The sequence below is a fragment of the Chitinophaga sp. 01L420 genome, from assembly GCF_056399985.1.
The window spans coordinates 43,410-56,721 of sequence record NZ_JBFTSK010000052.1 but is presented as its reverse complement, the minus strand read 5'-3'; the positions used below and the strand labels follow the sequence as shown (position 1 = coordinate 56,721).

9 protein-coding genes are annotated in these 13,312 nt (G+C 47.3%); all 9 read right to left on the bottom strand.

What is annotated here, in order from left to right:
• A partial coding sequence (locus AC1DP6_RS31755) for an NUDIX hydrolase (protein ID WP_477058462.1) occupies positions 1 to 697 on the bottom strand: 697 nt, incomplete at its 3' end.
• Between the two features lie 87 nt (positions 698 to 784).
• Entirely contained in the window at positions 785 to 2,467 is a 1,683-nt protein-coding gene (locus AC1DP6_RS31750) for a sodium:solute symporter family transporter (protein ID WP_441574154.1), read from the bottom strand.
• A gap of 126 nt (positions 2,468 to 2,593) precedes the next feature.
• Positions 2,594 to 4,069: an L-arabinose isomerase gene (gene araA, locus AC1DP6_RS31745; RefSeq protein WP_477022726.1), complete on the bottom strand. Its 1,476-nt coding sequence runs from the start codon at positions 4,067 to 4,069 to the stop codon at positions 2,594 to 2,596.
• A gap of 10 nt (positions 4,070 to 4,079) precedes the next feature.
• A complete protein-coding gene (locus AC1DP6_RS31740; RefSeq protein ID WP_477058461.1) occupies positions 4,080 to 4,778 on the bottom strand; it encodes an L-ribulose-5-phosphate 4-epimerase in 699 nt (232 codons plus the stop codon).
• Positions 4,779 to 4,785: 7 nt separating this feature from the next.
• Complete coding sequence (locus AC1DP6_RS31735; protein WP_477058460.1) at positions 4,786 to 6,459, bottom strand: ribulokinase; 1,674 nt, start codon at positions 6,457 to 6,459, stop codon at positions 4,786 to 4,788.
• Between the two features lie 113 nt (positions 6,460 to 6,572).
• Complete coding sequence (locus AC1DP6_RS31730) at positions 6,573 to 8,120, bottom strand: alpha-N-arabinofuranosidase (protein ID WP_477058459.1); 1,548 nt, start codon at positions 8,118 to 8,120, stop codon at positions 6,573 to 6,575.
• A 218-nt stretch (positions 8,121 to 8,338) separates the two neighbouring features.
• Positions 8,339 to 10,075 carry a LamG-like jellyroll fold domain-containing protein gene (locus tag AC1DP6_RS31725; RefSeq protein ID WP_477058458.1) on the bottom strand — a complete coding sequence of 579 codons (1,737 nt, stop codon included), beginning with the start codon at positions 10,073 to 10,075 and terminating at the stop codon, positions 8,339 to 8,341.
• Positions 10,076 to 10,113: 38 nt separating this feature from the next.
• Entirely contained in the window at positions 10,114 to 11,793 is a 1,680-nt protein-coding gene (locus AC1DP6_RS31720; protein ID WP_477022731.1) for an alkaline phosphatase family protein, read from the bottom strand.
• 34 nt (positions 11,794 to 11,827) lie between these two features.
• On the bottom strand, positions 11,828 to 13,294 hold the full coding sequence (locus AC1DP6_RS31715; RefSeq protein WP_477058457.1) for a M60 family metallopeptidase: 1,467 nt from the start codon (positions 13,292 to 13,294) through the stop codon (positions 11,828 to 11,830).
• Positions 13,295 to 13,312 lie beyond the last annotated feature (18 nt).

The window sequence follows — 13,312 nt, the reverse complement described above, 5'->3', positions numbered from 1 at the left end:
GCACATGGGGGTCAGGAACAAAGTTGAGGAACGCGTGGAAGTTAGCGTTATACTTTTTGCGGTCTATTCTATAGTAGAAGGCGCCTTTTTTAGAGCTTAGTTTATCTTTATCAGTCAGCTTTACCAGCAGTTTGGTAGAAAGGATCTTGCGGCTGAAATTGCCTTTATCAAAAGAGATATTATACACAGATTCGTACAGGTGCTGTAATTGAGGGATTGTGAATTTACCTGGCAGTAGTTCCAGCAATAACGGGTGCAACGCTGCTTTATAACGAAGCTTTTCCTTCGCCAGGTCTACCATCGCTTTATGATCAAAGATCAGTTCCGGGTGATGATTAATAGGAAACCATACGGGGTGAAAATCTTCGTTCAGTTGTTGCTTATACTTCTGGATATCTATCAGGGCAGTGTAGGCTACAGACACAGTACGTTCTACAGTATCCCGGGAAGGCGAACTGAAGGTATGCAGTTGTTCCATGTAAATACCATCCAGTCCACTCAGATTTTTAAGCACCCTGCTGGCCGCATCTTCCGCACTTTCACTCTCCTGTACAAAGCCCCCTACCAGGCTCCATTGCCCTTTGCAAGGTTCAAAACCTCTCTGTATCAGCAGCAGTTTCAGCTCTTGCCCATCAAACCCAAATATAATACAGTCAACGGCAAATAACAACCTCGTCTGCTGCGAATATCTTTTCATAACGATGTATTAGTCAGTGAAAGTACAAATTTAAGCGGAGCTTTGTCTTTGTTCAGGATTATACTGAACAAAGACAAAATCCACGCTTTACCAAAAGCGTATATACAAAGCCGATAGCAACAACAGCGTAATAACAATCAATACGGTGGTAGCCGGACTGATCTTAAACATCGCTTTATCCAGTACAAATGCTTTGGGATTTATTTTTGGTCCGGCGAAGCTGATGGCAATCATCACTATCATGGTAAACATAAAAGCCAGGCCCATACAGATGAGGAAAGGAATTTCATACCCTCCTTTTCCATTGGGATAGGCCGTATAAAAAATGGTTTCATGACCTAATACCGTTGGTGCAAACTGGTTAAAGAAAACACAGAGCGTAAAGCCGGTAATGATACCTGCTACTGCCGCAGCGCCGGTAGTGCGTTTCCAGAACATGCCCAGCAGGAACATGGCAAATACACCGGGGCTGATAAAGCCGGTGTATTTCTGAATGAAGGTAAATCCACCTTCACCGCCAATTCCCAGCAGATCATTCCAGGTAAAGAGGATTCCTAACACCATCGCAACGATAACTGTGATACGGCCGGTCCATACCAGCTTTTCTTCAGAGGCGTCTTTGCTGATATATTTACGGTATACATCCAATGTAAAAATGGTAGAGATACTATTCGCTTTGCCTGCAAGTGAAGCCACAATGGCAGCTGTTAAAGCGGCAATAGACAAGCCTTTCAGCCCGGAAGGCAGAAAACCGAGAATAGCTGCATATGCCCCATCTTTGCTATCCAGACCTGGCAGGTGACCATTTTTCTGCAACACATAAGCTGCAATACCCGGCAACATAACGATGACAGGCATCATAATTTTCAGCAGGCCTGCAAAGAGAATTCCATTACGGGCGGTTTGCAGATTAGCCCCCAACGCACGTTGTGTAATATACTGATTGCAACCCCAGTAGTTAAGGTTCACGATCCACTGTCCTGCTGCATACATCAGGATACCCGGCAACACTAAATATTTATTGATATATTCCTGCGAAGATGCGGCATCGGGTTTAGCCAATATCATATGGAAATGATCCGGTGCATCTTTCATCAGGGCATTGAAACCAGCCATGGCATTATGCCCCAGGCCAAATTTTTCACTCACCAGCGTTAAGGCCATATAAGTGGTAGCCAGTCCGCCGATGATGAGTACACTCACCTGTATCACATCGGTATAACCAATTACCTTCATACCTCCCAATGTAATGATGACAGCAAAAACAGACAGGGCAATCATTACAACATGCAGGTATTCCCCTCCCAGCAAGCCATTGATAGCAAGTGCGCCGAGGTACAAAATAGAAGTGAGGTTAACGAACACATACAAAAACAGCCAGAAAATTGCCATGATTAACGCTACCGTTTCATTGTAGCGTGTTTTCAGGAACTGTGGCATGGTATAAATTTTATTCTTCAGGTAGATGGGAATAAACCACACTGCAATGATGATGAGCGCTATGGCTGCAATCCATTCATAAGCGGCTACCGCTATTCCTACAAAATAACCATCGCCACTCATGCCGATAAACTGCTCTGCAGAAATATTGGAGGCAATCAGAGAGGCACCGATGGCCCACCATGTAAGTGATCCTTCTGCCAGGAAAAAATCTTTGGTATCAGTAGCGGTTTTCTTCTTCTTGCTATATATCCAGTAACCGTACGCAGATACAACAACGAAGTAAATGATAAAGACGAGAATGTCGCCAGTGGAGAGTATATTTTTCATAACGGGAGGGTTTTTAAGCTTTTAACCATTAGCTTTTAGCTTTTAGCAAAATGCAGCGAAGAATAACATAACATCCCCTTCGCTGCATTTTGCTAAAAGCTAAAAGCTAACGGCYAAAAGCTATTTTCAATATGTTGCATCATTCCAGCGGAGTTCATTTTTAAATTCACGCAGGTCTGTATGTTTATCTATCAGCGCCAGTTCTATGCCGGCCATTTCTGCAAAGTCCTGCATATGTACGGCGGTAAGGTTCTGACTATAGCAGGTATGATGTGCGCCACCTGCCAGTATCCAGGCGGTACATCCTTTTTTCATATCGGGATAAGGTTTCCACAATACGCGGGCTACGGGGAGCTTAGGCAGATCCTGTGGCGGCGCAACGGCTTCTACTTCGTTTACCAGCAAACGGAAACGGTTCCCCATATCCACCATAGACGCATTGATAGCAGGACCTGCAGCGGAGTTAAACACCAGTCTTACCGGATCTGACTTACCTCCTATTCCCAGCGGATGCTTCTCGCAGGAAGGTTTACCATCTGCAATCGACTCACAGATTTCCAGCATATGCGAACCGAGTACCAGGGGGTTAGCCGGATCAAAATGGTAGGTATAATCTTCCATAAAAGAGTTGCCACCGGGTAAACCGCTGCCCATTACTTTCATGGCTCTCACGAGTGCAGCTGTTTTCCAATCGCCCTCCCCTGCAAAACCGTAGCCTGCTTTCATGAGACGTTGTACGGCAATACCTGGCAATTGCACCATGCCATGCAGGTCTTCAAACGTATCGGAGAATCCTTTGTAATCGCCTGCTTCCAGGAATGCTTTCAGGCCCAGCTCAATTCTGGCGGCATCTTTCAACGCCACATCCTGCAACAGTGCAGATGAAATAGTGTAGCTATCGCCATATTCCTTCACCAGGGAGGCAACGGCGGCATCGGAGATACCGTTGATCACATTCACCAGGTCCCCTATGCCGTGGGTATTACAGGAAAAGCCCAGTTTGGATTCGGCTTCTACCTTATCACCGTCTGTTACGGCTACAAAGCGCATGTTATCTCCAAAGCGCACAAAGCGTCCTCCTTGCCAGTCGTGCCAGCCCGCGGCCACCCTGGCCCAGGCACCCAGTTCGTCCAGTACTTCCGGATCCTGCCAGTGGCCGGTGATTACTTTGCGGTTGATGCGCATGCGGCTCATCATAAATCCGAATTCCCGGTCGCCATGCGCGCTCTGGTTCAGGTTCATGAAGTCCATATCTATTTCGCTCCAGGGAATATCGCGGTTGTATTGGGTGTGGAGGTGACAGATTGGCTTGGCCAATGCTTTCAACCCACGTATCCACATTTTGGCCGGAGAAAAAGTGTGCATCCAGGTAACGATACCTATACAATTGGTAGCAGCATTAGCTTCCATGCATACAGCGTAAATCTCCTCCGGTGATTTCACCGTAGGCTTGTATACTACGGTAACGGGTATGCGCTTATCCTGATTCAGTGCGGCGGCTATTTCCTGGCTATGTGCGGCTACCTGTCTTAATGTTTCTTCTCCGTATAAATTTTGACTACCGGTAACAAACCAGATCTCAAATGTTTTCAGATTAATCATATTGCTTGGTTTACTGCCCGTAATAGGAATTGGGGCCATGTTTACGTTCAAAATGCTTTTTAATAAGTGCGTCTTTCAGACGGGGAGCGTTGCCGTTGATCGACTCGGTGAGGTACGCCATCTGTGCTACTGATTCCAGCACGGCGCTGTTATATACTGCTTTGGCAGGTGTGGCAGCCCAGGTAAAGGGTGCATGGTTGCCTACCAGGATCATTTCTATATCGGTGTAAGTGAGTCCGCGCTGCGACAATGTGTCCATGATCTGGAAGCCGGTCTGGTATTCATAGTCACCGGCAATCATCTCGTCAGACATGGGCGGTGCGCAGGGAATGTCTACCGTGTTATGGTCGGCATGCGTGGTGCCATAAATGGGAATATCGCGTTGACTCTGTGCCCATGCGGTGGCATAGGTAGAGTGGGTATGGACTATACCGCCAATATGCTCCCAGTGTTTATATAATACGGCGTGGGTCAGCGTATCAGAAGACGGGCGTAGTTGTCCGTCCACTGTTCTGCCATCAAAATCCACTATCACCATTTTTTCCGGTGTCAGTTCAGCGTATGGCACACCGCTGGGTTTAATGGCAAATACACCTTGCCGGCGATCAACTGCACTTACATTACCAAAGGTGAAGATCACCAGTCCTAATGCAGGCAACTGCATATTGGCCTCATATGCGGCCTGCCGGATATCCTGATATTGTTGCATACAACTATTAATCTATGGTGATGGCGGCAGTAAAGGCGCCTAAAGCTTTATATTTCTGGTACCTGTTTTCGTATATTCCTGCCCGTTGCGCATCCGGTTGATAAGTCTTTTCGAAGCCCTGCCCCATGGCTTCCATGGCTTCTTCCACTCGGGTAAATATGCCGGCGGCGGTAGCAGCAAACATAGCGGCGCCCAGTGCGCAGGTTTGTTCGGAGCGGTGAATACGAATAGGCATGTTCATTACGTCTGCCATCATCTGCATGATAAAGGCCGACTTTTTGGCGACACCGCCGATACCGATCAATCCTTTTACGGGTACGCCTTCCCTTTCGAAACGTTCTACAATGGCTTTGGCGCCAAAGCAGGTGGACTCTGCCACGGTGCGGAAAATGCGGGGAGCATCTGTAGCGAGATTCAGTCCGGTGAGGGTACCTTTGAGCGACTGGTCCGCATCGGGGGTACGACGACCGTTCAGCCAGTCGATCCCCAGTTCACTATGCTCTTCCGGTGCGATCTGCGCGGCCTGCCGGGCCAGCTCAGTGATCATTCTACCACTGGTTTCTTCCGCTAACCTGGCTGCGGTGGCGGCGTCTATCAGGGAAGAGGAAGGCAGTAGCTGTTGTAACGGCCACGCCAGTACGTTGCTGAACCAGGCGTAAGCATCTCCGAAAGCGGACTGTCCGGCTTCCATGCCCATCATACCGGGGATCACAGATCCCGGTACCTGACCACAGATGCCTTTCACCAGGGTGTGTTGCATCTCTTCCATGGGCGCCACCAGCATATCGCAGGTGGAAGTACCCATTACTTTGCTGAGATGATACGGTTCTATTTGTCCGCCTACGGCGCCCATATGCGCATCAAAAGCACCGATGCCGATGACCACACTGGTGGGAAGTCCCAGCCGCTCCGACCACTCCGGACACAGATGTCCGGCGGCTTCGCTGGCGGTATATGTTTTGCTAAAGAGGCGTTGTGTGAATCCCTGTAACAATGGATCTACGGCCGTAAAAAAAGCATCGGGTGGCAGCCCGCCAAATGCTTCTGCAAAAAGGGCTTTATGGCCGGCGCTGCAAACACCGCGTTTCAACTGACTTACGTGTTTGCCTCCTGAAAGCAGAAAAGGTATCCAGTCACAGTGCTCTACCCAGGAATACGTGGCTTTCCTAACGGCTTCGTCTGCACGAAGAATATGCAGCAATTTAGCCCAGAACCATTCAGAAGAATAAATGCCGCCAACAAAGCGAAGATAGTTCTCTTCAAAGGTGGCTGCCGTAGCGTTGATGGCAGCTGCTTCCTTCAGGGCGGTATGATCTTTCCACAATACAAACATGGCATTAGGATTATCATGGAAGGCGGGCGTAAGCGCCAGCGGTGTACCTGTTTCGTCTACTGCCACAGGGCTGGAACCTGTAGTATCTACGGAGATGGCTTTGATGTTAGCCGCCACAGTACTCCCTGCCTGCTGCAAACATTGTTTGATGGTGGTTTCCAGTCCTTCCACATAGTCCAGCGGGTGCTGACGGAAACGGCTCTGTGCAGCGTTGCAGTACAAACCATCTTTCCAGCGTGGATAATAAAATACCGCTGCTGCTATTTCCTGACCGTTTTGTACATCCACTATGATGGAACGGACGGAATCGGTGCCGTAATCTACTCCTATAACGTAAGATGAATTCATATTTAATGTATCATTGACACTTATAAAAAAGAAATTACGAATTACGGAGTTGTGAGGAGACTTATACGAATATCTCCTGTAAAATCTCCTCACAACTCCGTAATTCGTAATTCTTATTTCAGTTCCAGCATTACCACTGAGAAAGGCGGTAGTTTTACGCTGATGGCATTGTTCTTAAGCGATGCGCCTTTGAAATCTACCGGCTTAATAGTATTTGGCTTTGCAAAACTATTGTAGTCCTGCAATTTAGCGGAGGTAAGTAATCGGCCATTGACAGATTTGTAGGCCTGGCTGCGGGTATCCAGCGTAATTTCCTGTGCTTTATGGGCATCAATATTTACCAGGGAAATATGCGTGACGCCATTTTTATCTTTCGAAGCAGAAACGGTAACTGCTGGCAATTTTTCATTACCAAGCGTATAGTCGTTGCAGTGAACATCAACAGGGATCAGGGTGGCATCCTGGTGTACGCTGTACATCTCCATCACGTAGTAGGTGGGCGTTAATACCATGGTGTCTCCCTTAGTAAGGATAACCGATTGCAGTACATTGATCGCCTGTGCCAGGTTGGCCATGCGTACACGATCGGAATGATTATTAAAGATGTTGAGGGTGGAACCTGCGATCATAGCATCGCGCATGGTGTTCTGCTGAAACAGGAAGCCAGGGTTCGTGCCTCCTTGTACGTTATACCATCCACCCCATTCGTCTACTACAAGGGCTACCTTTTTTGCCGGATCATACTTGTCCATTACGGCCGTATGTTTACGGATCAGGGTATCGGTCAGCAGGGCCGACTTCATCGTTGTAAAATATTGCTGTTCTGTGAAATCAACCGCGTCCCCTTTGCGGTTCCAGTCTATGATAGAATAATGGTGCACGGCCACGCCCTGCAACAAATGCAGTGGAATATTTTTCATCAATACTTCGGTCCAGTTATAATCCGCATCGCTGGCGCCGGAGGCGATCCGGAAAATTCCATCCTTCAAATCACTATTCATAAAGGTGGCAAACTTGCGGTACTGATCTACATAATATTCAGGACGCATATTACCGCCACAGCCCCACGCTTCGTTACCTACGCCCCAGAAGCGAACCTTCCAGGGGGCCTGCCGGCCATTTTGCTGCCGCAGGTCAGACATCGGGCTTTTACCACCGAAGTTGGCATACTGCACCCAGTCCCCCAGTTCCTGCACCGTACCACTGCCTACGTTGCCAGAGAGGTAAGGCTCTGCGCCCAGCTCTTCACACATGTTCAGGAAGTCGTGTGTGCCGAAGCTGTTGTTCTCTGTTACATTTCCCCACCAGGTATTTACGATGGCCGGCCTTTTATCTTTCGGGCCTATACCATCCTTCCAGTGATAAGTATCTGCAAAACAACCACCCGGCCAGCGGAGATTGGGAATTTTCATTTTTCGCAGGGCGGCGATAACATCCTTACGGACCCCGTTCGTATTGGGAATATGGGAAGTGTCGCCCACATAAAATCCACCATAAATACAATTGCCGAGATGTTCCGCAAAATGTCCGTAGATATTGCGGTTGATCGTTTGTGTGGGCGCATCAGAACGGAAGGTAACCGTATTTTGTGCTTGCATGGCCTGCGTGGAAAGCAACAGCCCTATAATACCTGTACAGATATAATGATATTGTTTTTTCATAACGAGGTTTTAAAATATCCTGTCCCGCAACCTTGATTTGCAGTGACAATTCAAAAGAACAAAATAATTGTCACATTTACAATTAAAAAGCAAGAAAAAATATTTATTGCATCAATAACTAGCCATAGTAAAGGATTACACCTCATCTATTCTTCTGTAAGAATAAAAAAGGGACACCGTTGCCGGCATCCCCTGATATACTGTACTATAATCGACCTTTAGTTAATACCGATCACCTGCAGCCAGTTCTTTCCCGGCGGCTTATCATCGCCCTGCAGGGTAATGCCTATCCAGGTCATCATGGAAGGCACCACGTCATGTATAGAAGGTGCATCATCGGAAAGCGTGATCGGCGCACCTATGAAATCCCATGAATACGGACCTACAATCGTAAAATCGCTGTGGGAAGCACTTCTGTCAACCAGTTTATTACCGCTGCCATCATTGCCCGGCCAGTTGCCTATCAGGTTCTTGTAATAGGGATGTGTGGCATCTATATCAGAAACATAGGCGTACTTCTTAATCGCATCGTCCGGCATTGCCGTATTCCAGATACGGACATCCGCCATGTTCATGTCCACCACGTTATCATCGTACCATACAGTAGGGTTGTAACCAATCACCAGCGGGCTGGGCGACACGATAGATGACTCTCCGTCTGTAATGGTGCCGGAGCCTTTGCCTTCCCCATCTACATACACATTGGCCTTGTAGGTATTTCCCCCGCCGGCATCTTTAGTATGGGTAATGGTGGCTGCAATAGCATGAAAGTTACCGTCCACAATCGCTTTTGTTGGGGTGATTTCCAACGCATTGGTACCATCATGCACTACAAACACCACATCATTCCCACTGCGGTAAAATGACCATCCTACTACGGCACTGTCCACGTTTCTGCACTTGGTAAGGAACGGCGGATAATAGTAATCGAAATCGCCGTTGAGTCCTCTCGCAAATTTAACTTTTGCCTCAATCGTAATATCTCCTGTGCCGGGGTTGTAGATATCGTTATAATTTTCTGCACGTACGTATCCCGGATCACCTCCATGGAACCGGATGCCATAGTCAAATATTTTGGGGCCAACGAATTTTCCGGGTGTGATCAGGGGGCTGTAATAGATAGAGAAGGTATTACGCTCCATCGCTGATTTGCCGCCCATTTGTTTCATATAGCCGCCACTGGTAGACTGTATGATTACTAACCAGTCTTCTTTATCAGCATCCTTACGCGCCTTGAGGGCATCCAGCAGTTTGCCTACATTGGCATCCACATCTGAAATGGCCTGGCGATAGGTAGCATTATCACTGAACCCGGCCTGTAAACCAGCCTTGGCAGGCCCACTCAGGTTTACAATCAGCGCATCCGGGCTGGACGATGACAGCTCAGTTACTGCTGCGTCCACTACCCCCTTGTCGCCGGCTGTTCTGCTCACATCCACCACTTTATCTGCATTATTGAGCAGGAAGTTATTAAGGTCATCCCATTGCGTAATGGCAGTTACCTTGGTATTGAGATTATCCTGTTTCAGATAGTAGATGAAGCTGAAGTAATACTTGATATCTGCATGACTTCCCTGCACCGATTTTGGAATCAGTGTGCTGTCGCCTATCTGGTGACTGAGATAGGGCATCCCGGTAGTAAGTCCGGTCCAGCCGGCTGCCACGGTAGATACGGTATCATTCAACCCTTCCCAGGTGTACACACTCTTAGTGAGCAATCCTGTCATTACTGTTGGATTAAAACTTTCCACCAGCTTGCCGGGCGCACCATCTATCCCGATCAACAGCACTTTTCTCTTCTTGAATTTAGCGCCACCATAATTCAATCCTGCGGTATCGGTATCGTATTTAGACAGTGCCGGAAACTCTTTCCGGCAGGCGCTTATACCCGCTACAAATATGATAGCAGCCGCTATCAATCCTCCGCGTATATATCCTGATAATAATTTCTGCATAAAGCATTCGTTTAAGAAAGAAAAAAATGCACGTACTGTTAGAAAAATTTGAGCCATAAGCGACCCTCAATTTCCCAATTAGTATCGATCTGAAGATTAAGCCAGTAAGCTATCTGGTAAAACACTTCCTTGGTATAAGGAGGCGTTTGCAACTCCGAATTACCTGCACAGGGCAATACATAGTTCAGTACATCCCAGGCATAACCACCTTTCAGTTCAAAGTTTTTCCCAGTGGCGCCAGGTGCCTGATTTCTGAGTAAATTACCTTTCCCTTCTTTACAAGGCCAATAACCAATCAGCTTATTATAATTGGGATGTGTTTCATCAATCTGATTGGTGCAGGAATATTTCGCAATGACATCACTGGTGAGTGAATCGCCCCATATACGCACATCAGACATGTACATATTTTCCGGAGTACCGATAGAACCGGGAATGTATCCCATGGTAAGTGGCGCCGTGGTATTAAAATCTCCATTGGCAGTGATCTCCTTTGTATTATTCAGCACACCGTCAGTATAGGTTTTCACCCATCTCTTATTATTGGACGTCATGTAAATGACTGCTGAGAGCTGATGCCAGTTACCGTCATTCATCTTCCCTCCTTTGCACTGAATGTTGTTCTTCCCTTTCTGGCCAAAGTTTATCTGCCATACATTTCCTTCCTGGAAAAAACACCAACCAACCACGCCTCCATCAAACGAAGCGCGTTTAGAGAGGAATGCCGGGTAGTTAACCGAGAAGTTGGGAGTATAGTTCCGCATTTTTGCTTCAATGGTATAGTTACCTGTACTACCAATATTGTACATACTGTTATCCTGCAGAATAGCATTTACAGCACCGCTTCCCTGGTCGTACATGTGTACACCATATTTAATGGCCAGCGGTACTTCTATTTCATGCTGATACAAATCCGGGCAATAGTAGAGAGAAAACGCGTTGCGCTCTGCATCTGAGTCGGCGCCATATGTATTGTCTATTCCACCGTGAGTGGATTGTATAATAACCAGCCAGTTTTCATTGGCAAAATCAGGTCTGCTTTTCATCCCATCCAGCAATTCACCGATATAGGTATCCAACTGGTTCACAGCAGCTACATAAACAGGATTGTCCCCACTGAATGCGGAAGATTTACCGGCTTTGTTAACCCCACTGAAATGCGTAATCATCAGGTCCATGCTATCTGCTTTCAGGTGAGTCACTGCTGCATTTTTCACGGCCGCATCATCATCATTCGTAGTTACTTTTACAGTGGCGTCTGCCAATAATGTTTTATTCAACTGATCCCATCCGGTTACGGAAATCGTTTTCAGTTTTCGCTGGCCGGAATTTTTCAGCAGTGTAAGAAAGGACGCAAAACGGGCGCCGCTGGCAGATCCCGGTGTAATGCTGCTATCTCTTATATTATTCTTTTCAACGCCTGTTCCGGTCATAATACTGGCCCAGGACGTAGCATCGGTAGTAATAGAATCCGCAATAGCGTCCCAGCTATAGGTGCTATGCGGCATCAGGCTTTTGATAACCGGAGGTTTGATCTTTTTCAATTCAAGACCCGATAAGCCATCTACTACTATCAACAGTACTTTGCTCTTATCTGAAAATTTAGGTTGCGGCGTATTGTCATCCGACACCATGCCTATTTTTTTGCAGGCCCCTGTCAGCAGTATTGTTGCTGTAAGTGTGCAACCCAGTATATATTGTAAGGATCTTATGCGCATAATAATTTTATTTTGGCTGACTGTTGGGAGATGATCATCTGATATCATTTTTCCATACTTGTTCCGTGAGTACCGGCAAATCGGCGACATCAGCCACCGCGGAAGCCGAAACAGCAATGCCCCATTGATCAAAAAACGGTTTGAGATTTACACCTGCATATCTGCTGGCCTTCACAAAGAAGAAGTTTTTCTTCACCTCATTGATATAGGAAATACGCTCTTCATGGCGGGCCTCTTTACAGATATATCCCATCATACCATAACCGTAACGCTGGAACAACTGTACAAAAGGTACCAGTCGCTGGAAAACATCTTTTACATCTGAAAAGTGTTTACCATTCCCAACGGCTTTGGCAGCCCAATCCAGTGCTGGCTGCACAAAATTCTGCTCTTCATCGTATACGCGTGGAGGTTTGGTACCGTAACGCTGCGCTATCTTAAATACAAACAGGTTATTGGAAGTTTCTCCCAATCCGTCCGCTCCACTCCAGCTCCACATGCTACCCATCTGGAAGTTATGACCTATCTCATGGAAAGGTCCCCAGCTGGCTCCTTTGTTGATCTCTGCCACATCCAGGAAATCACTGTGCCAGTCGAGATACGCCATACAGGGATAACCATTATGACCACTGCCCAGCGAAATCTGTATGTCCAGTACAAAACGCTGCGGTGTACCCGGCGCCTGGTCAACCGGATCCGCAGGGTTATCGGATAAACCATACCATTCGTGATAATCTTTCTCTATTACCTCGTCCCACTTACTCATCACGGCACCTGCATCAAATTTATCCAGCAGGCCCAGTAATACTTTGCGGTAGGCCGTTAGTATAAACCGTTTGCCTCTCAACTCCAGCACCGGCACCTGCGAGCGGCGTACCTGATCTTTCCACGCAACAGGATCTGTTTCTCCCAATACAAAGTCAGGCGCTTTGCAAACATTACTGAGGCTAATAGTTACTGTTTTTTTAGATGGCAGCGCAGGAATCATATATACCAGGCCACCATAGATATTGCGGATATAGTTTACGCCCGGCAGTACCACACTACGGGTGGTGATCACCCCCGCGCGCAACTGGGGCAACTTACCGTTTACATCATCGGTATGTGATCCTATTTGCACGGCCATTCCTTCCATACCTTCAGGCACTACTACTTTCACCAGTTCGCCGGGCGCAGCGTAATAGCCGGTGCTCAGCCACGCGCCGGGAACTACACTGATCCGGATGTTGGGCGAGGCCAGTTTAAAGTCCAGGTTAAGTGTTACCGGTACATTATACAAACGGGGTTCGACAACAGAAATAAGGCCGGGAAACTTACGCGCATCTGCAAAGCCGCTGCTGTCGATCTTGGACATACTGGTATCGATCGCTCCAACGCCGGATGTATCGACAACCAGTGGCTTGTCATAGCCATCTTTGTAATCATAATCTTTTTTACAGGCTGTCTGCATAGTCACCAGCAGTGTTAACCCTACGACAGACCTGATAAATGATATTTTCATTGCACTGTTTTTTAAGTT

Excerpts from the sequence above, each read along its gene's own strand:
- AC1DP6_RS31735 (WP_477058460.1), bottom strand. The coding sequence starts at position 6,459 with ATGAATTCATCTTACGTTATAGGAGTAGATTACGGCACCGATTCCGTC.
- AC1DP6_RS31740 (WP_477058461.1), bottom strand. The coding sequence starts at position 4,778 with ATGCAACAATATCAGGATATCCGGCAGGCCGCATATGAGGCCAATATG.
- araA (WP_477022726.1), bottom strand. The coding sequence starts at position 4,069 with ATGATTAATCTGAAAACATTTGAGATCTGGTTTGTTACCGGTAGTCAA.
- AC1DP6_RS31750 (WP_441574154.1), bottom strand. The coding sequence starts at position 2,467 with ATGAAAAATATACTCTCCACTGGCGACATTCTCGTCTTTATCATTTAC.
- AC1DP6_RS31720 (WP_477022731.1), bottom strand. The coding sequence starts at position 11,793 with ATGCGCATAAGATCCTTACAATATATACTGGGTTGCACACTTACAGCA.
- AC1DP6_RS31715 (WP_477058457.1), bottom strand. The coding sequence starts at position 13,294 with ATGAAAATATCATTTATCAGGTCTGTCGTAGGGTTAACACTGCTGGTG.
- AC1DP6_RS31730 (WP_477058459.1), bottom strand. The coding sequence starts at position 8,120 with ATGAAAAAACAATATCATTATATCTGTACAGGTATTATAGGGCTGTTG.
- AC1DP6_RS31725 (WP_477058458.1), bottom strand. The coding sequence starts at position 10,075 with ATGCAGAAATTATTATCAGGATATATACGCGGAGGATTGATAGCGGCT.